General features: G+C 68.0%; 18 protein-coding genes. 17 read left to right on the top strand and 1 reads right to left on the bottom strand.

From position 1 onward, the window contains the following. The first annotated feature begins 2 nt into the window (after positions 1–2). The 11 genes from xpsH (at position 3) to pncB (ending at position 10,795) form a co-directional block, all read left to right on the top strand. Positions 3–497 carry a type II secretion system protein XpsH gene (gene xpsH, locus EGM71_RS02905; protein ID WP_188487702.1) on the top strand — a complete coding sequence of 165 codons (495 nt, stop codon included), beginning with the start codon at positions 3–5 and terminating at the stop codon, positions 495–497. Next, positions 494–913, top strand: a complete 420-nt coding sequence (gene xpsI / locus EGM71_RS02910; RefSeq protein WP_005415227.1) for a type II secretion system protein XpsI — start codon at positions 494–496, stop codon at positions 911–913. The genes xpsH and xpsI overlap by 4 nt, the downstream gene beginning before the upstream one ends. Beyond that, the gene (locus EGM71_RS02915) at positions 910–1,542 is read left to right on the top strand and encodes a type II secretion system protein J (RefSeq protein WP_188487704.1); all 633 of its coding nucleotides are present in this window, start codon (positions 910–912) and stop codon (positions 1,540–1,542) included. The genes xpsI and EGM71_RS02915 overlap by 4 nt, the downstream gene beginning before the upstream one ends. Beyond that, positions 1,539–2,402, top strand: coding sequence for a general secretion pathway protein GspK (locus EGM71_RS02920; RefSeq protein WP_188487706.1), 864 nt, complete (start codon positions 1,539–1,541; stop codon positions 2,400–2,402). The genes EGM71_RS02915 and EGM71_RS02920 overlap by 4 nt, the downstream gene beginning before the upstream one ends. Beyond that, the gene (locus EGM71_RS02925; RefSeq protein ID WP_188487708.1) at positions 2,399–3,544 is read left to right on the top strand and encodes a PilN domain-containing protein; all 1,146 of its coding nucleotides are present in this window, start codon (positions 2,399–2,401) and stop codon (positions 3,542–3,544) included. Before EGM71_RS02920 ends, EGM71_RS02925 begins: the two co-directional genes overlap by 4 nt. Beyond that, positions 3,519–4,232: a type II secretion system protein GspM gene (gene gspM, locus EGM71_RS02930; RefSeq protein WP_188487710.1), complete on the top strand. Its 714-nt coding sequence runs from the start codon at positions 3,519–3,521 to the stop codon at positions 4,230–4,232. Before EGM71_RS02925 ends, gspM begins: the two co-directional genes overlap by 26 nt. Continuing rightward, positions 4,222–5,010 (top strand): general secretion pathway protein GspN, encoded by a 789-nt coding sequence (locus tag EGM71_RS02935; protein WP_188487712.1) that lies wholly within the window; start codon positions 4,222–4,224, stop codon positions 5,008–5,010. Before gspM ends, EGM71_RS02935 begins: the two co-directional genes overlap by 11 nt. A gap of 9 nt (positions 5,011–5,019) precedes the next feature. Then, positions 5,020–7,221 (top strand): type II secretion system secretin GspD, encoded by a 2,202-nt coding sequence (gene gspD, locus EGM71_RS02940; protein WP_188487714.1) that lies wholly within the window; start codon positions 5,020–5,022, stop codon positions 7,219–7,221. Between the two features lie 595 nt (positions 7,222–7,816). Continuing rightward, the gene (locus EGM71_RS02945) at positions 7,817–8,668 is read left to right on the top strand and encodes a glycosyltransferase family 2 protein (RefSeq protein ID WP_188487716.1); all 852 of its coding nucleotides are present in this window, start codon (positions 7,817–7,819) and stop codon (positions 8,666–8,668) included. Next, positions 8,665–9,504 carry a glycosyltransferase family 2 protein gene (locus EGM71_RS02950; RefSeq protein ID WP_188487718.1) on the top strand — a complete coding sequence of 280 codons (840 nt, stop codon included), beginning with the start codon at positions 8,665–8,667 and terminating at the stop codon, positions 9,502–9,504. Before EGM71_RS02945 ends, EGM71_RS02950 begins: the two co-directional genes overlap by 4 nt. A gap of 109 nt (positions 9,505–9,613) precedes the next feature. Further along, a complete protein-coding gene (gene pncB / locus EGM71_RS02955; protein ID WP_188487720.1) occupies positions 9,614–10,795 on the top strand; it encodes a nicotinate phosphoribosyltransferase in 1,182 nt (393 codons plus the stop codon). A 16-nt stretch (positions 10,796–10,811) separates the two neighbouring features. On the opposite strand, the gene EGM71_RS02960 is transcribed toward pncB, so the two are convergent. Next, positions 10,812–11,177, bottom strand: coding sequence for a hypothetical protein (locus EGM71_RS02960; protein ID WP_014645902.1), 366 nt, complete (start codon positions 11,175–11,177; stop codon positions 10,812–10,814). A 459-nt stretch (positions 11,178–11,636) separates the two neighbouring features. On the opposite strand from EGM71_RS02960, the gene EGM71_RS02965 reads away from it, so the two are divergent. The 6 genes from EGM71_RS02965 (at position 11,637) to EGM71_RS02990 (ending at position 20,322) form a co-directional block, all read left to right on the top strand. After that, positions 11,637–12,176, top strand: coding sequence for a fimbrial protein (locus tag EGM71_RS02965; RefSeq protein ID WP_188487722.1), 540 nt, complete (start codon positions 11,637–11,639; stop codon positions 12,174–12,176). An 85-nt stretch (positions 12,177–12,261) separates the two neighbouring features. Continuing rightward, positions 12,262–12,990, top strand: coding sequence for a fimbrial biogenesis chaperone (locus EGM71_RS02970; protein ID WP_188487724.1), 729 nt, complete (start codon positions 12,262–12,264; stop codon positions 12,988–12,990). Between the two features lie 92 nt (positions 12,991–13,082). Next, positions 13,083–15,647: a fimbria/pilus outer membrane usher protein gene (locus EGM71_RS02975; protein WP_188489729.1), complete on the top strand. Its 2,565-nt coding sequence runs from the start codon at positions 13,083–13,085 to the stop codon at positions 15,645–15,647. Further along, a complete protein-coding gene (locus EGM71_RS02980) occupies positions 15,638–16,672 on the top strand; it encodes a fimbrial protein (RefSeq protein ID WP_087921499.1) in 1,035 nt (344 codons plus the stop codon). The genes EGM71_RS02975 and EGM71_RS02980 overlap by 10 nt, the downstream gene beginning before the upstream one ends. 267 nt (positions 16,673–16,939) lie before the next feature. Beyond that, the gene (gene wecB, locus EGM71_RS02985) at positions 16,940–18,124 is read left to right on the top strand and encodes a non-hydrolyzing UDP-N-acetylglucosamine 2-epimerase (protein WP_188487726.1); all 1,185 of its coding nucleotides are present in this window, start codon (positions 16,940–16,942) and stop codon (positions 18,122–18,124) included. Beyond that, on the top strand, positions 18,121–20,322 hold the full coding sequence (locus tag EGM71_RS02990) for a hypothetical protein (protein WP_188487727.1): 2,202 nt from the start codon (positions 18,121–18,123) through the stop codon (positions 20,320–20,322). The genes wecB and EGM71_RS02990 overlap by 4 nt, the downstream gene beginning before the upstream one ends. Positions 20,323–20,328 lie beyond the last annotated feature (6 nt).

Genomic DNA, 20,328 nt, shown 5'->3' on the forward strand with positions numbered 1-20,328 from the left:
GCATGACGTATTTCCTGCCGCGCCGGGTGCCACGCCCGCGCCTGCACGGCAGGCGCGCGACGGGCCTGTCGCTGCTGGAAATGCTGCTGGTGATCGCACTGATCGCGGCGATCGGCCTGATCACGGCCGCCGGCCTGTCGCGCGGTTTCGCCGGCATGCAGCTGCGCAGCGCGGGCAAGGACATCGCCAACCAGCTGCGCATGGTGCGTGCACAGGCGATTGCCCGCGGTGAACCGCAGCGCTTCGTGATCGAACCGGCACGGCGGCGCTGGGAGGGTGCCAACCAGCGCCACGGCGAGGTGCCGGCACAGCTGCAGGTGCAGTTCGAAGGTGCCGCCCAGCTGGCCACCGCGCCGGGGCAGGGGGTGATCGAATTCCATCCCGATGGCGGCTCCAGCGGTGGCCGCATCCGGTTGCAGCGCGACGGTGCCGAATGGCGCGTCGACGTTGGCTGGCTCACCGGCGAGGTCCGCTCCGGCCCCTGGCGGGCGCAATGAAGCGGCGCGCGCGTGGCTTCACCCTGCTGGAAGTGATCATCGCCTTCGCCCTGCTGGGCCTGGCGCTGACCCTGCTGCTGGGCAGCCTGTCCGGCGGCGCAAAACAGGTACGTGATGCCGAGCTGCGCACGCGCGCGGTGCTGCATGCACAGTCGTTGCTGGCCGAGGCCGGCGTCGACGCACCGCTGCAGGTGGGCAGCCAGCAGGGTGACTGGGAACAGGGGCGCTATCACTGGGAACTGCAGGTTCAGCCGTGGGTGGAACCACGCGCCGGCAATGTCGTGCAGGCCACGTCACCGGGTACCCCATGGCTGGCAGAGCTGCAATTGCAGGTGCGCTGGGGTGACAGCGAGCGTGAGCAGCTGCGCTGGCGCAGCCTGCGCCTGTTACCGCCCGACCTGGAGAATGCGCGGTGAGGCGCCGCACCGCAGGTTTCACCCTGGTCGAAGTGATGCTGGCCACCGTGCTGCTGGCCGGCGGCCTGGCATTGGCCTTTGCCAGCGTGCGCTCGGCGATGGCGGTCAGCCAGCGCGGTGAGCAGATCGCTGCCGAGAGCGAACGCATGCGCGCGGTCGAGTCCTTGCTGCGCAGGCAGCTGGCGGGCGCGTTGCGCACCCCGCTGGAGGTTCCGGACCCCACCCGCGAACCGATCTTCTTCCAGGGGGAGGAGCAACGCATGTTGTTCGCCGCCGACCTGCCCGGCTACCTCGGCCGTGGCGGCCCCTACCTGCACGCGCTGCAGGTCGACGGACGCGATGGCCAACAGCGCCTGCTGCTGGACCTGGTGCTGCTGCAGGAAGGCGAGCGCATCGCCGAGAATCCGCCGCGCCCGCCCGAGGTGCTGGTGGAGAACCTGAAGTCGGTGCAGCTGCGCTATCGGGGTATCGATGCCAGCACTGGGCAGGTGACCGACTGGATGCCGCGCTGGGACGACACCCGCCGACTGCCGATGCTGGTGGAGATCCAGATCGTACCGGCCCGTGGAGCGCCGTGGCCACCGCTGGTGGTGGCGCTGCGCGCCGGTGGCAGTGGAGGCGCGCGATGAGCCGGCAGGGTGGGGCGGCATTGGTGCTGGTGCTGTGGCTGATCGCGTTGATGACGGCGTTGGTCGGCGCGTTCGCGCTGACCGCACGGGTCGAACACCTGCAGCAGCGCGTGCTGGATGATGACGCTCGCGGGCAGGAGCGTGCGCGCGCCGGCCTCGAATATGCCCTGCTGCGTCTGTCGGCCGATCCGCAACGCGCGCCCTGGCGTGCCGATGGCCGCAGCTACCGCTGGCAGTTCGACGACGCCAGCATCGAGATCAAGGTGCTGGACGAGAACGGCAAGATCAACCTGAACCTGGCCGACGCCGCGCTGCTGACCGCCTTCCTCAAGGCGCTGGGTGAAGACGATGCGCAGGCCCGGCAATTGGCCGGGGCCATCATCGACTGGCGTGACGAGGACAGCCTGCTGCAGCCGGGCGGTGGCGCCGAAGCGCAGGACTACGCCGCAGCCGGATTGCCCTACGGCCCGCGCAACAAGCGGTTCGAGACCCTGGGCGAACTGCAGCGGGTACTGGGCATGCGCGGCCCGCTGTACCGGGCGATGCTGCCGCACCTGACCCTGTACAGCCGCCAGGCACGGCCGGATCCGCAGTTCGCCAGCGCGCCGGTGCTGACCGCGCTGGGGCTGGATGCGGACATGGTGATGGCGCAGCGCGCACAGCAGGAGCGTGATGCAGATTCCGCTGGTGGTACGACAACGCTTGCCAGCAGCAGCGGCACCTATAGTATCGAGTCCGGTGCCACCGACAGCAGTGGACGCAGGTCGGTGTTGCAGGCAGTGGTACGCAGTGGCTCGGGCGGGGTTCCCGGGCGGACCTACACAGTGCTTCGCTGGGAGCAGGGAATGACAGCAAGATGACGGCGTGGCAGGACAGTCTGCGGCAGGTGCAGGGCCGGATCGGCCCGGGCGCTGGCCGTTTCCTGCGCTGGTGGCGCCAGTCGCTGCTGGCCTGGGTGCCGGTGCGCTGGCAATGGGCACTAGGCTGGGGCCAGGCACGCCTGTTGCTGCAGCATGAGGGTGACCAGCTGCAGGTCTGGCGTGAAGCCGGTGACCGCCGTGAAGCGGTGGCGCGGCTGCCGTGGCCGCTGTCGCCCGTGGAACTGGACCGCGTGCTGGAGCCCCGCCTGCGCAGCCTGCCCCGGGTGTGGCTGCTGCCCGCGGCGGACGTGCTGCGGCGCAGCCTGCGCCTGCCCGCTGCAGCGGCCGACCGCCTGCGTGCGGTGGTCGGTTTCGAAATCGACCGGCAGACCCCATTCGAATCGTCCCAGGTCAGTTATGACGTGCGTGAACTCGGCGCGGGCGGCGAAGGGCAGCTGCAGGTCGAACTGGTGGCGTGGCCACTGCGGCAACTGGAAGCATGGCGCACCCGCGTGGGCCCATGGGCCGATGCGCTGGCCGGTGTCGATGCCATCGATGCGCAGGGCAACGTGCTGCAGGTGAACCTGCTGCCGCCCGCGCAGCGCCAACTGCGGCCAGACCCGATGCGGCGCTGGAACCTGCTGCTGGCAGTGGCTGCCGTCGTGATGCTGGTATTGGCCGCGGTACAGCTGTTGGACAATCGCCAGGCCGCTGCCGACGAACTGCGTGCGCAGGTCGAGCGCAGCGCGCGCAGTGCACGTGGCGTGGCCAGCGAACGCGCGCAGCTGCAGGCGCTGATCGATGGCGCCGCATTCCTGGAGAAGCAGCGCAGCCAGCGCGCCGGTACGGTAGAGATCTGGAACGAACTGACCCGGCGCCTGCCGGAAGGCACCTACCTGGAAAAGCTGGCGATCGAGAACAACAACCTGCAGCTGATCGGCCTGAGCCGCGAGGCATCGCAGCTGGTGCAGCTGCTGCAGGACGCACCTCAGTGGCGCAAGGTCAACCTGACCGGAGTGCTGCAGGCTGATGGCGCGGCCAGTGGCCGCGACCGCTTCACCATGACCGCCGAACTGCAGCCGTTGCCCGCCGCAGCACCGACCCCGGAGGCGGCCAATGCCGATGCCAAGCGCACGCCGTGACCGCTGGCTGGCGCTGGCACTGCTGCTGGCAGTGCTGGGCCTGGCCTATCTGTTGCTGGTGCACCCCTGGTTCACCCAGCCACTGCGTGCGATCGATGCCGATGTCGCCGCCCTGCGCGAACGCGAGTCGCGCGTGCAGGCGCAGCTGCAGCAGCAGCCGCAGATCGAACAGCGCCTTCGCGCTACCCGCGAGGCACTGCAGCAGCGGCCGGGCTTCCTGCGCGAAGCCACTGCCGAAGCTGCCGCCGCTGCATTGGGCGCCCGGCTGCAGGATGCGGTGGCGATGGCCAGCCCGGGCAACCGCAGCTGCACCATCAGCAACCGCACGCCGCTGACCGACAACCGCCGTGACGCCGAGTTCGTGCGTGTCGCCATGCAGGTGCGCCTGCGCTGTGGCGTGGCCGAACTGGCCACCGTGCTGCACAGCCTGGAAACCGGCAGCCCCCGCCTGTTCGTCGACAACCTCAACCTGATCGCGCAGCGCTTCCAGCAATCGCCGAACGAATCGGGGCTGGGCCTGGACGTGTCCTTCGAGCTGGCCGGCTACCTGCTGCCTGGCGCCGCCGCCGATGGCACGGTACCGGCACCCGCTGCGGCACCGGCACCGCCTGCGTCGCCGGCCGAGGCCGCACCTGCGCCGCATCCGGTGCCCCCGTCCGAAGGACAGGAGGTGGCCGATGAAGCTTGAGCAGATCAGCCTGCGTACCGGCTTCCTGCTGGCGCTGGCCGGTTGGGCCGCCGCCGTCTGGCTGGCGACCGGCTTCGGGCTGGGCAGCCATCTGCCGGGTGCCGGCGGTGATGCCGATGCCGCGCCATCGCTGCCATCGCTGCCGCCGCTGGCGGCCGAGCGCATGGCCAGCGCCGACAGCTACAGCGCCATCGGTGAGCGCCCGCTGTTCGCCGAAGACCGTCGGCCGAGGCCCTATCTGCTGGGTGGCAGCGAACCGGCGGCCAGCGCCGCGTTGCGCCTGACCGGTGTGCTGCTGACCGGCGATTTCGGCATGGCCACGTTCACCACCGAACAGAACCGCTCGCTGCGCCTGCGCCTCAACGGCGAAGCCGTGGATGGCTGGCAGCTGGTGGCGCTGCAGCCGCGCCAGGCGACGGTGATCGGCCCCGGTGGCAACCAGGTCCTCGAACTGGTGGTGTTCAACGGCCAGGGCGGTGAGCCGCCGACGGTACTGCGCGGTGCCAACGGTGCGCCGCCTGCAGGTGCGATCGTGGTGCCGCCTCCAGCGGGAGCTCCGCCGGCGCCGCCACCGGCCGCGACAACCCCAGCGCCGTCGCCCGCGGGCAATACGTCAGCACCTGCGGCCGCAGCTGCAAAAACACCACCGGCCAACAACAACGGTCCCAGCGAAGCGCAGATGCAGGCCATCCGCGAACGTATCCAGGCCCGTCGCCGCCAGCTGCAACAACAGCAGCAACAACCGTCGCCGCCCCCGGGCGATGGCACCAACCGATAGAGTGAATGCATGAACCTGCGTTTTCTTCCCTGGTCCTTTGCCCTCGCGCTGCTGGTCGGCTGCAGTACGGTGTCCGCGCCGCACGTGCAGCGCAACGGCAACCTGTCGCCCAGCGCCGATGCCGGCCAGGCAGCCGACGTCGCCGCCGATGCCGCCCGCGAAAGCCAGGGTGCACCGCAGGCGGTGATCCGCCGCGGCACCGGCACCATGATCAACCGCGAGGCCGCACGCGCGCCGGCGCCGGCACTGCACGGCGCCAGCACCGGCGAGGCGACCTTCAACTTCGAAGGCGAATCGCTGCACGCGGTGGTCAAGGCCATCCTCGGCGACATGCTTGGCCAGAACTACGTGATTGCACCGGGCGTGCAGGGCACGGTCACCCTGGCCACGCCCAAGCCGGTCTCGCCGGCGCAGGCGCTGAACCTGCTGGAGATGGTGCTGGGCTGGAACAACGCGCGCATGGTCTACAGCGGTGGGCGCTACAACATCGTCGCCGCCGACCAGGCGCTGGCCGGCACCGTCGCGCCGAGCACCGCGCCAGCGGCCAGCGCACGCGGCTTTGAAGTCCGCGTGGTCCCGCTGCAGTTCATCTCCGCCACCGAGATGAAGAAGGTGCTGGAGCCGTACGCGCGTCCCAACGCCATCGTCAACGTGGACAGCGGCCGCAACGTGATCACCCTCGGTGGTACCCGCGCCGAACTGGAAAACTACCTGCGCACCGTCGAGATCTTCGACGTCGACTGGTTGTCGGGCATGTCGGTGGGTGTGTTCCCGATCCAGTCGGGCAAGGCCGAGCAGGTCGCGGCCGACCTGGAAAAGGTGTTCGGCGAAGAAAGCAAGACGCCCAGCGCCGGCATGTTCCGTTTCCTGCCGCTGGAGAATGCCAACGCCGTGTTGGTGATCACGCCGCAGGTGCGCTACCTGGACCAGATCCAGCAGTGGCTGGATCGCATCGACACCGCAGGCGGCAGCGCCCGCCTGTTCTCCTACGAGCTGCGCTACATCAAGGCACGCGACCTGGCCGAACGCCTCAGCGAAGCCTTCGCCAGCAGTGGCAACCGCGGCGGCTCCGGCCCGGCCTCGCTGGCGCCGGGCGCCATCCCGTCGCAGCTGGGCAGTGACGGCGATCGTGGCATGGACAACAGCAGCAGCAACCTGGGCTCGACGCTGGGCGGGAGCAGTGGCAGTGGCAGCAGCAATGGCAGCCTGAACCTGCCGCAGCGCCAGCCCGGCAACGTCAGTGTCAGCCTGGAAGTGGAAGGCGACCGCGTCGGCGTGTCTGCAGTTGAGGAAACCAACACCCTGCTGGTGCGCTCGACCCCGCAGGCCTGGCGCTCGATCCGCGAGGTGATCGAGAAGCTGGACGTGATGCCGCTGCAGGTGCATATCGAGGCACAGGTGGCCGAAGTCGCGCTGACCGGTGACCTGAAGTACGGCGTGAACTGGTTCTTCGACAATGCCGTGGCCGGTCGCACACTGACCGGTGCGCTCAGCGGCCTGACCCTGCCGCCGGCCGCTGCGGGTGCCTGGAGTACCTTCGCGGGCGGCGTGACCGGCAATGATGGTGTGGGCTGGGCATTCACCGGCCACAACGCCGCCGCCGTGGTCAGCGCACTGGACAAGGTGACCGATCTGCGCCTGCTGCAGACGCCATCGGTGTTCGTGCGCAACAACGCCGAAGCCACGCTCAACGTCGGCGACAAGGTGCCGATCAACACCACCACGGTGAACACCGGCGTGGGCACCAGCACCTACAGCTCGGTGCAGTACATCGACACCGGCGTGATCCTCAAGGTGCGCCCGCGGGTGACCCGCGATGGAACCGTGTTCCTGGACATCGTGCAGGAAGTCAGCAGTGCTTCGGACGTGCCGGAGGCCTGCAACCCGACCGAGCGCAACTGCAACCCGCGCATCTCGACCAAGAAGCTGTCCACCGAAGCGGCGGTGCAGAGCGGCGACACCATCATGCTGGCAGGCCTGATCACCGATTCGGCCACCGACGGCAGCAGCGGCATCCCGGGGCTGAGCAGGATCCCGGTGGTCGGTGCGTTGTTCGGGCAGAAGACCCGCACCAGTCGTCGTTCGGAAGTGATCGTGCTGCTGACCCCGACCATCGTCCGCAACAGCCAGGAATCGCGCAACCTGACCGACGAGTACAGCAAGCGTTTCCGTGCAATGGAGCCGCTGAACCAGCCGCGCGCGAAGAAGTAAGGGGTTTACGGCCGGGCGGCGCCCGGTACCCGCCGAGGCCGGAGCTGGAGCGACAGCAACAGCAACAGCAACAGCAACAGCAACAGCGGGTACTGAGGGAGGGCGGGGCGGTGTGGATTGTCAGGACACGCCGTAAACCCCTCCATGGGGGCTCGATGGCGCCATCCATGGCGCCAACGGTCCTGCCAACCCACACCGCCCCGCCTCTGACAGATTCCCGCGGCTGTTGGTAGGTGTCGACCTTGGTCGACACGGTAGATCCACGTCATGCGTGGATGCTTTTCGATTCCAGTTCGAAATATTCGATTCCGATGGAGATTCATCCACGCATGGCGTGGATCTACTGCAGATCGCGGAGATCTGTCGCAGGCGGGGTGGGTCCGGTTGCGGGGGCGTGAGCGCCATGGATGGCGCGACCGAGCCTACAGGGACGTATTTACGGCGTCCCCCGCAACCGGACCCACTCCGCCAACTCCAAGAAGCCCGCCTTTGCTTCGGCTGTTGCTGTTGCCTTGGCCTGAAGCAGGTGCCGGGTGCAACCCGGCCGATACCCTCCCGGTGCTACGCTGTGGCCACCGACAACCACGGAGGCGGGATGGGGGCGATCGTGTTGTTGCCGCTGTGCGTGGACGATGCCGCGCTCGACCGCTGCCTGGCCGCACTCGATGCCGGCACGGCACCGGGTACCTCGGTCTGGTTGGCCGACGATGCGCAGACCGGGCCGCGTGCGCAGGCCGTGGTCGAGCACTGGTTGGCGCATACACCGCTGCAGGCCGAGTACACCCGGCGTGCGCGGCCACTGGGCGAAGTTGCCCATCTGGACGAGATGCTGCGCGCCTGCGATGGCCTGGACGTGGCCGTGCTGGCGCCGGACAGCGTGCCGTCGCCTGGCTGGTTGCAGCAGTTGCAGGATGCCTTCGCCCGCGATGCCGCCATTGCCACCGCAACCCCCTGGTGCAATGCCGGCGAGACCGCCGCGTGGCCACGGCTGGGCGAGATCAATCCCGAACCCCATGATCCGGCCCTGCTGGCGCATACCTGCGCCACGTTGCCGACGCTGCACCCGGAGCTGCCATCGGCGGTCACCCACGCGGTGCTGGTGCGTGGCAACGCGCGCCGTCGTGCCGGTGGCCTGGACGTGGACAGCTACGCGGGCTGGAACGCCGCGCTGGTCGACCTCAGCCTGCGCATGGCCGGCCTGGGGTGGCGCAACGTGTTGTGCGAGACCGCCTTCGTCGGCCGGGCAGGGGAGGCGGTCAGCCGCGATGGTGATCTGGAGGCCCTCGCGGCCCGCTGGCCTGCCTGGGTGCCGCGGCTGGCCGACTTCCTGATGCACGATCCACTGCACGGGCTGCGCGCTGACCTGCAGCAGCGCATGCGGCAGGCGATAATGCCGCGGGAACAGGGCGACCTGTTCGTCCCACCCGCGCCGGAGCCACCCGTTTGAATGTTGCCATTGCCGCCATCGTCGTCACCTACCAGAGTGGCAGCACCATCGACGCCTGCCTCTCGCGCCTGCGCCAGGCGCAGGACGTGGCCGAGATCCGGGTGATCGACAATGGTTCGCTGGATGGCACCCTGGACATCGTGCAGCGCCACGCCAGCCACGATCCACGCGTGCGCTTCGTCGGCAACCCGGACAATCCCGGTTTCGCCGCCGCCAACAACCAGGGCGTGGCCGACTCGCACAGCCCGTGGCTGGCCTTCATCAACCCGGACCTGATGGTCGAGCCGGACACCCTGGCCGAACTGCGCTCCCGCGCCGAAGCGCTGGGCGACTGCCTGCTGGGCGTCGAGCAGGTGGACGAGCATGGCCATGCCGACGAGGCGGTTCGCCGCCGCGATCCGGATTTCCTGATGATGCTGCGTTCGCCCGGGAAGGGCTCGAAGCTGGCGGTTCCGCGCGAGCCGCACCAGGCGCTGCAGCGCGTTCCTGCGCTGTCCGGCGCACTGCTGATGATGCCGCGCGCGCTGTTCGACCGCATGGGTGGCTGGGACGCGGGCTATCGCCTGCATGCCGAGGACCTTGACCTGTGCCGGCGTGCACGCGAGGCCGGTGCGGTGGTGGCGATCGCCAACGACCTGCAGGTCACCCACGTGCGCGGTGTCTCCAGTCGCTCGCGGCCGTTCTTCGTGGAATGGCACAAGCACCGGGGCCTGTGGCGCTACTTCCAGAAATTCGAGGCCGGGCAGCGTTCGCTGCCGGTGCGGGCTGCGGTGTGGGCCGCGATCTGGGCCCATGCGCTGATGCTGGTGCCGCGCCTGCTGCGCAGGTCGCTGTAGCGCCGAAAGCGCATCCACGCATGGCGTGGATCTACCCATGCTGTTCCGCGGAGAGCCGAGCGTGGCCGCAGCCACCCCGGTTCACCCTGCCGGGCGCATAATCCGCCCCATGCCTATCATCCAGTCCCTGCTCGACACCGACCTGTACAAGTTCACCATGATGCAGGCGGTGCTCCACCAGCACCCCGGCGCCCAGGTGCAGTACCGGTTCAAGTGCCGTACGCCCGGTATCGACCTGGCAAGCTACATCGACCAGATCGACGAAGAAATCGACCACCTGTGCACCCTGCGTTTCAGCGACGCGGAGCTGGACTACATGCGTGGCCTGCGCTTCGTGAAGCCGGACTTCGCCGATTTCCTCGGCCTGTTCCATCTCGACCGCAAGTACATCCAGCTGCGCGCGTCGAAGACCGTGCCCGGCGAGATCGAGCTGGACATCACCGGCCCGTGGCTGCACACCATCCTGTTCGAAGTGCCGCTGCTGGCGATCATCAACGAAGTCTGGTTCCGCAACACCACCACGGCCGACTTCGCCGAAGGCGAGCGCCGGCTGCAGGCCAAGGCCGCGCTGCTGCGCGATACCCCCGGCTTCGAGCAATGCCGCATCGCCGACTATGGCAGCCGTCGCCGCTACTCGCGTGACTGGCATGCGCGGCTGCTGCCGCTGCTGCGCGATGCGCTCGGCCCGCAGCTGGTCGGCACCAGCAACGTGCACTTCGCGCGCCTGTACGGCATGACCCCGCACGGCACCATGGCCCACGAGTACCTGCAGGCGTTCCAGGCGCTCGGCCCGCGCCTGCGCGATTCGCAGGTGGCGGCACTGGAGTCGTGGGCGCGCGAGTACCGCGGCGACCTCGGCATCGCGCTGTCCGATGTGGTCGGTCTGGACGCGTTCCTGCGCGACTTCGATATGTATTTCTGCAAGCTGTTCGACGGCGTGCGCCACGACTCCGGCGATCCGTTCGACTGGGGAGACCGCATGCTGGCGCATTTCCAGCAGCGCCGGGTCGATCCGCGCAGCAAGGTGCTGGTGTTCAGCGATGGGCTCGACATCGCCAAGGTGATGCGCCTGTACGACTACTTCCGTGGCCGCTGCCAGGTCGCATTCGGCGTCGGCACCCACCTGACCAATGATCTGGGCCCGACGCCGCTCAACATCGTCATCAAGATGGTCCGCTGCAACGGCCAGCCGGTGGCCAAGCTCAGCGATTCGCCGGGCAAGAGCATGTGCGACGACCCGGGTTACCTGGCCTACCTGCGCCAGGTCTTCGAGTTGCCGCAGCCGGAGTAAGACCGGCCTGCAGGGCTTACAGGTAGTCGACCACCACCAGGTAGGCACCCTGCAGCGGCTGCTGCTTCGAAGCCTGCACGCTGTAACGCTCGGAGAAGGCGATATCGCCGGCGCGCATCGCGCTGGCCGACACCGACAGCTTCTGGCCCTGGCGCTTGCCATCGCGCAGCGTCGCGGCCTGGCCATCGGCCAGTGCCGTCACGGCCACCGTCGAGCCCTTGGCCGACGGCGGGCAGGCCGCCAGGCTCAGCTCACCCTGGGACAGGTTCGTCGTGCAGCCCGGCTCGGCGATGCGGCCGCTGAAACGGATGCTGCCGCTGCTGGCCTGGGCCAGCGCACTGACGGACATCAGGGCCACGCACAGCAGAATGGAGTTCCTCATGACACGTTCTCTGGTTCGGTGTGTCCTAGTTAGCGACAGGATTGATCAACCTTTAATAGGACGATTCCGAATCTGCTAGGGCCATCACCAAGAAAGAGTGATGCGCATCAAAGAAGCCGATTTTCCCCTGAAAAAGGCCTGTTTCCGCGCGTGCCTAACGCGTCGCGCAATGCGACATCTGCAGTCGTTTGTGGCCCGCCCCGATCCCCGTCAAATCCCCCGAGCCCCCGAGGCTGCGATTTCGCCTAACACGTCACATTTTGGCCGTCAATAAATTGTCGTTCAGAAAAATAATGAGACTTTCATCACAGTTGTGCCTATACTTGCGTCACGGATTCAGGGGAAGGTATGTCCGAGTCCGGCCACAGGTGAGACGCAAGGATGGGTCTTGTTAGCCCGGCAGTGCTCCTTGCTTCCTCCTCTACTTCTCATCTCTTCAGTAGGGTTAGGTAAAAGCGAATGCACAAGATCAATCTCATCGCCGCTGTGATGCTGGCCGCCGCTCCGCTGGCCGCCAACGCCGCCGACGGCACCATCACCTTCAATGGCAAGGTGACCGACAAGACCTGCACCATCTCGACCCCGGGCGGCAAGGACTTCGCCGTCAACCTGCCGACCGTGTCCAAGAACACCCTGGCCACCGCCGGTGCCGTTGCGGGCCGTACCCCGTTCGCCATCAACCTGACCAAGTGCAGCGCCGGCAACGTCGCCACCTACTTCGAGCCGGGTTCGACCGTCGACTTCAACAGCGGCCGTCTGGTCAACCAGGCTTCGGCCAACGCTGCCAACAACGTGCAGCTGCAGCTGCTGGGCTCGAACAACCAGTTCCTGCCGATCAAGGCTGCTGGCGCTGGTCTGGCCCAGACCAACTCGCAGTGGGTCACCGTCGGCACCGACGGCTCGGCCGACCTGAACTACTACGCTGAGTACTACGCCACTGCCGCCGCCACCCCGGGCGACGTCACCAGCAGCGTCAAGTACACGATCATCTACAACTGATCGTAGTCGTACCCGCATTGGCCGGCGTACGCGCCGGCCAGTGCTCCGCGGCCCCTGGCCACACCCCTCGAGCGTAGTACTTCCGATGAAAGCACTCTTTCCCCGGGCGCTGCTGCTGGCAGCGTTCACGCTGCCCTTCTGCCAGAACGCACTGGCCGGCGTGGTGGTCAATGGCACGCGGGTGATCTACCCGGCACAGGCGCGCGAAGTCACCGTGCAGGTCGACAACGTGGGCGATTCGCCCGCACTGGTCCAGGCCTGGATCGACAGTGGCGACGCCAACCAGACCGCCGATACCAGCGATGCTCCGTTCGTGCTGACGCCGCCCATCGCGCGCGTCGAGCCGGGCCGCAGCCAGGCGCTGCGCCTGATCTTCTCCGGCGCACAGCTGCCGACCGATCGCGAGACGGTGTTCTGGCTCAACGTGCTGGACGTGCCGCCGTCGCCGGACAACGCCGACAACGGTGAACAGAATTACCTGCAGGTTGCGTTCCGCTCGCGCCTGAAGCTTTTCTACCGGCCGCAGGGTCTGAAGGGCGTCGCCAACGATGCACCGGCAGCGCTGCGCTGGACCCGCACTGGCGACCGCCTGCGGGTGGAAAACCCGAGCCCCTTCCACGTCACTCTGGCCGAAGTGCATGCCGTGACCGGCAGCAGTGAAAAGGCCGTCGAGGACAAGGGCGCGATGGTCGCGCCGAAGCAGAGCCTGGAGTTCGCCGCACCGGCGGGCACCAACCAGGTGCGCTTCATCACCATCAACGACTACGGCGGCCGGGTCGAGCACACCGTCCGCCTCGGCAGCACCGGGGGCTGAACGCGCCGCGCGGGCCATGGGCCTGCGCATCCCGCCACCGCCGCCGTGCGGCGAATTGAAGGAATGTCAGTGTGATCGGAAACAGATTGACATTGTCGATCCATCAGGCGCTTTGCCTGCTGGTTGTTGGTGCAGCCTGCCCAGGATGGGCGCTGGCTGCTCCGGCCAATCTCGGCGAACAGGCGCTGATGGCGCAGAGTGGTGCGGCCAATGCGCGTGCACCGGAATCGGCCCAGTTCAATTCCAGCTTCCTGTCGGGCCAGGCCAAGCAGGTCGACCTGGCGGCCTTCAGCAACGGCAACCCGATGGTGGCCGGCAACTACCGCGTCGATGTCTACGTCAACGGTGCCTGGCAGGGCCGTCGTGACCTGCAGTTCAAGGCCGATGCACAGGGCCGTGTCGACGCCTGCCTGCCGCTGCCGATGCTGGAAGAAATGGGCGTGGACAGCGAGGCCGTGCTGCTGCAGCAGGACCCGACGCTGCCGACCGACAAGACCAGCTGCGTGCCGGTGCAGCAGCGCATGGCCAATGCCTATGGTGTCTACGACAGTGGCAACCTGCGCTACGACCTCAGCATCCCGCAGGTGTTCCTGCGCCGTGAGGCACGCGGCTACGTCAACCCGGCGCTGTGGGACCGTGGCATCAATGCCGGCTTCGTTGGTTACAGCTTCAATGCCATCGACAGCAACAGCCGTGTCGAAGGTGGCCAGCGCAACCGTAGCGCCTATCTCGGCCTCAATGCCGGCCTGAACCTGGGCGGCTGGCAGTTCCGCCACGATTCCAACCTGACCTGGTCCGAGGGCGACGGCCGCCATTGGCAGAGCATCGCCACCTACGCGCAGCGCGGCATCCCGCAGGTGCGCGGCATGCTCACCATCGGTGAGGCCTACACCACGGGCGAACTGTTCGACTCGATCGGTTACCGCGGTGCCAGCCTGGCCAGCGACGACCGCATGCTGCCCGATTCGCTGCGCGGTTACGCGCCGGTCGTGCGCGGCATCGCCGAAACCAACGCGCGCATCGAAGTGCGCCAGAACCAGCAGCTGATCTACTCCTCCACCGTCTCGCCGGGCAGCTTCGTCATCGACGATCTGTACCCGACCGGCTACGGCGGCGACCTGGAAGTGAGCGTGATCGAGGCCGATGGCCGCCGTCGTGAGTTCAAGGTGCCGTTCGGTTCGGTGCCGCAGATGCTGCGCGAAGGCGTGTCGCGTTACTCGCTGACCGCCGGCCAGGTGCGCAACAAGCTGCTGGCCGACGAACCCTGGCTGGTGCAGGGCACCTACCAGCGTGGCATCGGCAACCAGCTGACCCTGTACGGCGGCAGCGCGCTGAGCGATGGCTACCTGTCGCTGCTGTACGGCGTCGGCCTGTCCACGCGCGTCGGTGCCTTCGCTGCCGACGTCACCCATGCACGTACCTCGTTCGACCACTACGGCAGCCACACCGGCGCCAGTGTGCGGCTGAGCTACAGCAACATGATCGGCGAGACCGGCACCAACCTGACCCTGGCCGCCTACCGCTACTCGACTGAAGGCTTCTACAGCCTGCAGGACGCGCTGTATGGCCGTGACTCGGACAAGCGCGGCATCGACCCGACCACCCGTGGTCGCCAGCGCAGCCAGTTCCAGGTGACCCTGAACCAGCCGCTGGGCCGTCGTGGCGGTGCGCTGTACGTGACCGGTTCGGTGCGTGACTTCTACGACCGTTCCGGCACCTCCAAGCAGTACCAGGTGGGCTACAACAACGCCTGGCGTTCGGTGAACTACGGCTTCTCGGCACTGCGTACCGAAGAAGGCGTGCTCGGTCGTTCCGATACCCAGTACCTGCTGTCGATGAGCGTGCCGCTGGGCCGTGGCACCCACCCGGTGTCGTTCAGTGCCGATCTCGGCGTGCGCGACCGCGGTGGCTACGACAATAGCCGCGTCGGCATCACCGGTTCGGCCGGCGTCGACAACAACTTCAGCTACGGCGCAGCCCTGTCCGATTCCCGCGAGGGTGGCACCACCGCGATCGGCAATGCCGAATACCGTAGCCGCTACACAGCGTTGAACGCCACCTACAGCCACTCGCGTGATTTCCGCCAGGCCTCGGTCGGCGCCAACGGCAGCGTGGTCGTGCATCCGGGCGGCTTCACCTTCACCCCGCAGCGTGGCGACACCATGGTGCTGGTCGAAGCACCGGGCGCGCGCGATGCGATCGTCAGCAACGCCCCGGGCCTGCGTGTCGATGGCCGCGGCTACGCGGTGGTCCCGTATGTGTCGCCGTACCGGCTCAACACCGTCACCCTCGACCCGCAGGGCATGGCCCACGACGTCGAGCTGGAAAGCACCAGCCAGTCGATCGCGCCCTTCGCCGGTGCCATCAGCTACCTGCGCTTCGACACCCGCAAGGGCAACGCGCTGCTGATCCAGGTGCGCAACCCCGATGGCCGTAGCATGCCGTTCGGTGCGCAGGTCAAGGATGAGCAGGGCCAGCCGGTCGGCATGGTCAGCCAGGGTGGCCGCCTGTACGTGCGCAGTGAAAAGAACCAGGGTCGCCTGCTGGTGGAGTGGGGCGCCGGTGCCGACCAGCGCTGCACCATCGATTACCAGGTTCCGGCGGGCGCCGATGCGTCCAAGACCGGCTTCATCCCGCTGGAGGCAGCATGCCGATGATTTCTTCCCGTGGCCGCAAGGCATTGACGGCCCTTGCACTGCTGGGCGGCGTGCTGCTGGCGCAGCAGGCCAGCGCATCGTGCCGCATCCAGTCCAGCTGGTTCACCGCGCAGGACGTGACCATGGACATGGGCCAGATCGTGATCCTGCCCAGCACGCCGGTCGGTGGCGTGATCAAGGAGATCAGCGAATCGATCACCCAGCAGAACAGCGTTGCGCGCTGCGACTGGTCCGGTGGCCGTTCCATCGGTGAGTACGTCAACGCAGCGCAGCGGCGGCCGGTCGCCGGTTTCTCCAATGTGTATGAAACCGACGTCCCGGGCGTGGGCATCCGCCTGTTCCGCGATTCCGGCGCCATCCAGACCTACTATCCGCACTCCATCAACTTTGCCGGCAATGCCACCATCTCGCTGATCGGCGGCACCTTCCGCATCCAGCTGATCAAGACCGCTGCGCAGACCGGCTCGGGCGTGATCGCGCCGAACGGCCGCTTCACCACCTACTACTTCGACGGTGATGGTGCCAGTCGTCCGGTGCTGACCTCGACCTTCAAGGGCTCGGGTACCACCGTGGTCAGCCCGACCTGCGAAGTGCAGGCCGGCAGCCGCAACATCGCCGTCGACTTCGGCAGCGTGCCGAACACCACCTTCACCGGTGTCGGTTCGCGCGCGGTCAATCGCGATTTCGAGATCCGGCTGAACTGCCAGGGCAGCAACGTCGCCGCCTACCAGAGCAAGATCGGCATCCGCCTCGATGCCGACCAGGACAGCTCGAACATGCCGGGCGTGCTGAAGCTCAGCGCAGCCAGCAACAGTGCCACCCGCATCGGCATCCAGATGGTCCAGCGCGATGGCACCACCGAGCGTGAAGTGCGCTTCGGCCAGACCATCAACGTCGGCACCACCGCGCCGGGGACCAGCGTCATGGCGCTGCCGCTGCGCGCGCGCTATGTGCAGACCCAGGCCGGCACGGTCGGCGCGGGTGTCGCGAACGGCCAGGCCACGTTCACCATCCAGTACGAGTAAGGCCGCCCCAGGCGGCTGCCCCTGCTGCGTTCCACCGCAACGTCGCCCGTTCCACGGGCGGCGTTGACTGCGTCTTGATCTTCCAACGATGAAGATCAATGCCACGACGCACGTACCGTCAACTGAGTGTGATGTACGTCGCGATTTTGGAGTTTCCTCATGAGGTGACCGTCTCCTGCCTGCGGGTATTGGACGGCAACGCCGAAAGGATCCAGACGTGGCCACTGCTGTCTGTCTCCCCCCGCGCCGGCCTTCGGGAGCGTCCCGGTGAAGGTCCTGTCGGTGTTTGGCACCCGACCGGAAGCGATCAAGATGGGGCCGTTGGTACGGGCCCTGGCACAGGCCGCGGACATCGAATCGGTGGTCTGCATCACCGGCCAGCACCGGGCGATGCTCGACCAGGTGATGTCGCTGTTCGAGATCACGGCCGACCATGACCTCGATGTCATGGTGCCCAACCAGACCCTCAATGGCCTGTGTTCCAGGCTGTTCGAGCGGCTTGACGCACTCTACACGCAGGTCCGCCCCGACCGTGTGCTGGTGCACGGAGATACCACCACGGCGATGACCGCCGCGCTGGCCGCGTTCCACCACCGCATCCCGATCGGCCATGTCGAGGCCGGCCTGCGCACCGGCGACATCAACCGGCCGTGGCCGGAGGAGATGAACCGGCGGGTGATCGATGTGGTTGGCCATCAGCTGTATGCGCCCACCGCCAGCTCGCGTGCCAACCTGGCCCGCGAGCACCTGGGTGGACAGATCCTGGTCACCGGCAACACGGTCATCGATGCCCTGCAGCAGACCGTGCAGCGCCTGGATGCTGATCCGGCACTGCGTGCCCAGGCTGACGAACCCTTCCACATGCTCGACCCCGGGCGCCGCCTGTTGCTGGTCACCGGCCATCGCCGTGAGAGCTTCGGCCAGGGCTTCGAGGACATCTGCCGTGCGCTGGCCGAACTGGCCCGGCGGCCGGACCTGCAGGTGCTGTACCCGGTGCACCTCAACCCGAACGTGCAGGGCCCGGTCAACGCCCACCTCGGCAACCTGGACAACGTGCACCTGGTGCCGCCGCAGGATTACCTGCGCTTCGTGCGCCTGATGCAGCGCGCCGACGTCATCCTCACCGACTCCGGTGGCGTGCAGGAAGAAGCGCCGGCGCTGGCCAAACCGGTGCTGGTGATGCGCGACGTCACCGAACGCCCGGAGGCGGTCGAGGCCGGCGTGGTGACGCTGGTCGGCACCACGCCCTCACGCATCGTCGAGGGGGTCAACGCGGCACTGGCCCAGCCGCCGCGGCCGACCCGCTTCGACCCTGATGCCAGCCCCTATGGGGATGGCCGCGCCAGCGCCCGCATCGTCGCCGCCCTGCGCGGCACGCCCCTTCCCGAATTCTCGCCCGGTCTCCGCAGTGGCGGTGCCGCCCACCCCCATCCGCATGAAGTGACGCCATGACCCAGATCGGCCGCTCTCCCCTGTTTGTTTCCGCCGCCGCGTTCGTCCTGTCGGGCGTGGTCGGCAGTGCCCATGCCGCCGACAGCGTCGCCGGCCAGTTCGCCGAATGGAGCGGCGACAGCACGGTGAACCGGCAGATGACCCTGCGCGAACTCGGCTTCCGCCAGCCGCTGGTGTTGAGCGGGCAGGAGAGCCAGCGCGAGGTCTACCTGCCGGTGCCGGCCGGCGTTGCCACCCGCGATGCGCAGCTACAGCTCGATGGGCGTTACGTGCGCGGCCACGCCGGACGCACCTCGGGGTTGTGGTCGGTCGATGGCGATCCGATCGCCGCGCGTTCGATCACCGATGCCCAGGGCGATGCCAGCCAGCTGCTGGCCATCGATGGCGAACCCCGCCAGAACGGCTTCGTGCGGGTCGGTGTCGGCTGGTGGTCGATCGTGTCCGACTACCAGTGTGCCGACCAGAGTGCACCGGCCAACGTGCTGCGGCTGTCGCCGGACTCGCGCTTCAGCTACCGCTTCGACGGCCGCTCCGTGGACACCGTGGCCAAGGCCTGGGGCGCCTTGCCACCGCAGGTGCGCCTGCTGGTGGATGGCAAGGCGCTGCAGGCGCCCGCCTACGACGCGGCCTGGCGCATCGGTACCGCGTTGCAGGCCGGCGGCAAGCAGGTGCAGGTGGTGGCGCTGCCCAAGGTCGGTGACAGCGTCGACCTGGCCGGCATCAGCATCCCGGCCAGCCTGCAGGGCGTGCCGGCCTATGCCGCGCTGGCTACGGGCGAGCGTGCGCACGCGATCAAGGACCTGGCCGAAGTGGGGGCGCTGCTGTCGTTGCGCGACAGCGGGCCGCTGGCCGCCGATGTGATGATCGGCAGCGATGCATTGCGCGCCGGCGTGCGTGCGGCGCTGGATGCGCTGGCCGTACAGGTTGGCGCGGTGGGCGCTGATGCGGGCACGGCATTCGCCGCGTGGCGCGGTACCGACATGGGCGGCCTGGAAAAGCCCGCTGCCAACGCATCGGTCAGCGTGGTGGCCGTGGCCGGGCGTCCGACGCTGGTGGTCGACCCGGCAGCGGCGGGCAAGGTCGCCGGGCTGTTCGCCGAACAGTGGCGCAGCTATGCGCTGGGCCGCAGCCTGCAGGTCAGCGCAGCAGGCACGCCCAGACTGGACGGTGACCAGGTACTGCTGAGCCGGCTCGGCAACATCGCCGGTACCATGGATGTGGTGACCCGCGCCGACCGCAGCGCCAGCTTCGATCTCGGTGCGCTGTCGGCCGACGGGCGCCTGCCCGAGGAAGTGGTGATCGACGTCTCGGCGGCCCCCAACGCGGCCGGGCAGGGCGCGGTGGCGACGATCTACTTCAACGACTATCTGCTGGGCGGCAAGGTGCTGTCGGCCAACGGCCAGCCGCAACGGCTGGTGGCCAAGGTGCCGGCCTACGCGCTGTCGGCGCGCAACGAGATCCGCGTCAGCTTCCTGCGCCAGCCGGCACGCCCCTACTGCCACGATCCGGCGACCGGCTATCCGGTATCGATCCTGCCCAGCAGCCACCTGACCCTGGCCAAGCGTTCGCTGGGCAGTGATTTCGTCGGTGCCAGCAGCCAGCTGTCACGCGGCAACCAGGTATTCGTGCCCGGCGCCTGGTTGCAGGATGCGCCGGCCTCGCTGGGCAAGGTCATCGCGGTGGCCAGTGCAGTGGGCGCCTCGCCGGAAGCGTCGGAACTGAAGGTGGTCGACGCCGGTGCCGCGGTCAGCCCGGGCGCACCGTGGCTGGCCTTCGGCGTGGCACCGGCCGGTGTCGATGTGGCCGGCCTGAAGGACGGCCACCTGCTGATCGGTGGCACGTCGCAGCCGCTGCTGGATGTCAGCGGGCTGGATCGCGCCGCGGTGGTGCAGGTGGGGTCGTCCGGCGGCCAGCTGGGTGTTCTCTACAGCGACCTCGGTGCGCAGACACCGTCGTTCGGCGCGCCGTTCCGGCTGCTGCGCGGCGATCTTGCCGTGCTTGACGGCAGTGATGCCGTGCGCGAATTCGACCGCCAGGATCCCTATGGCACGCGGATCGCGCAGGACGGCAACCCGCAATCGAAGTGGGAACGGCACATGGTCTGGTTGCTGCTGCTGGTCGGTGTGATCGTGTTCGCACTGCTCGCCGCCCGCGTCACCCAGGTGCGCCGCCGCAAGTCCGCCAACGCAGGGCATTGATCCGCC

Origin of the sequence: Stenotrophomonas maltophilia (assembly GCF_006970445.1) — a bacterium.
Taxonomy (GTDB): domain Bacteria; phylum Pseudomonadota; class Gammaproteobacteria; order Xanthomonadales; family Xanthomonadaceae; genus Stenotrophomonas; species Stenotrophomonas maltophilia_AU.

Bases quoted from the DNA above. Each gene is read 5' to 3' on its own strand.
- EGM71_RS02970 (WP_188487724.1), top strand. From the start codon at position 12,262: ATGAAAGCACTCTTTCCCCGGGCGCTGCTGCTGGCAGCGTTCACGCTG.
- EGM71_RS02935 (WP_188487712.1), top strand. From the start codon at position 4,222: ATGAAGCTTGAGCAGATCAGCCTGCGTACCGGCTTCCTGCTGGCGCTG.
- pncB (WP_188487720.1), top strand. From the start codon at position 9,614: ATGCCTATCATCCAGTCCCTGCTCGACACCGACCTGTACAAGTTCACC.
- xpsH (WP_188487702.1), top strand. From the start codon at position 3: ATGACGTATTTCCTGCCGCGCCGGGTGCCACGCCCGCGCCTGCACGGC.
- gspD (WP_188487714.1), top strand. From the start codon at position 5,020: ATGAACCTGCGTTTTCTTCCCTGGTCCTTTGCCCTCGCGCTGCTGGTC.
- EGM71_RS02920 (WP_188487706.1), top strand. From the start codon at position 1,539: ATGAGCCGGCAGGGTGGGGCGGCATTGGTGCTGGTGCTGTGGCTGATC.
- EGM71_RS02925 (WP_188487708.1), top strand. From the start codon at position 2,399: ATGACGGCGTGGCAGGACAGTCTGCGGCAGGTGCAGGGCCGGATCGGC.
- gspM (WP_188487710.1), top strand. From the start codon at position 3,519: ATGCCGATGCCAAGCGCACGCCGTGACCGCTGGCTGGCGCTGGCACTG.
- xpsI (WP_005415227.1), top strand. From the start codon at position 494: ATGAAGCGGCGCGCGCGTGGCTTCACCCTGCTGGAAGTGATCATCGCC.
- EGM71_RS02960 (WP_014645902.1), bottom strand. From the start codon at position 11,177: ATGAGGAACTCCATTCTGCTGTGCGTGGCCCTGATGTCCGTCAGTGCG.
- EGM71_RS02945 (WP_188487716.1), top strand. From the start codon at position 7,817: ATGGGGGCGATCGTGTTGTTGCCGCTGTGCGTGGACGATGCCGCGCTC.
- EGM71_RS02990 (WP_188487727.1), top strand. From the start codon at position 18,121: ATGACCCAGATCGGCCGCTCTCCCCTGTTTGTTTCCGCCGCCGCGTTC.
- EGM71_RS02965 (WP_188487722.1), top strand. From the start codon at position 11,637: ATGCACAAGATCAATCTCATCGCCGCTGTGATGCTGGCCGCCGCTCCG.
- EGM71_RS02980 (WP_087921499.1), top strand. From the start codon at position 15,638: ATGCCGATGATTTCTTCCCGTGGCCGCAAGGCATTGACGGCCCTTGCA.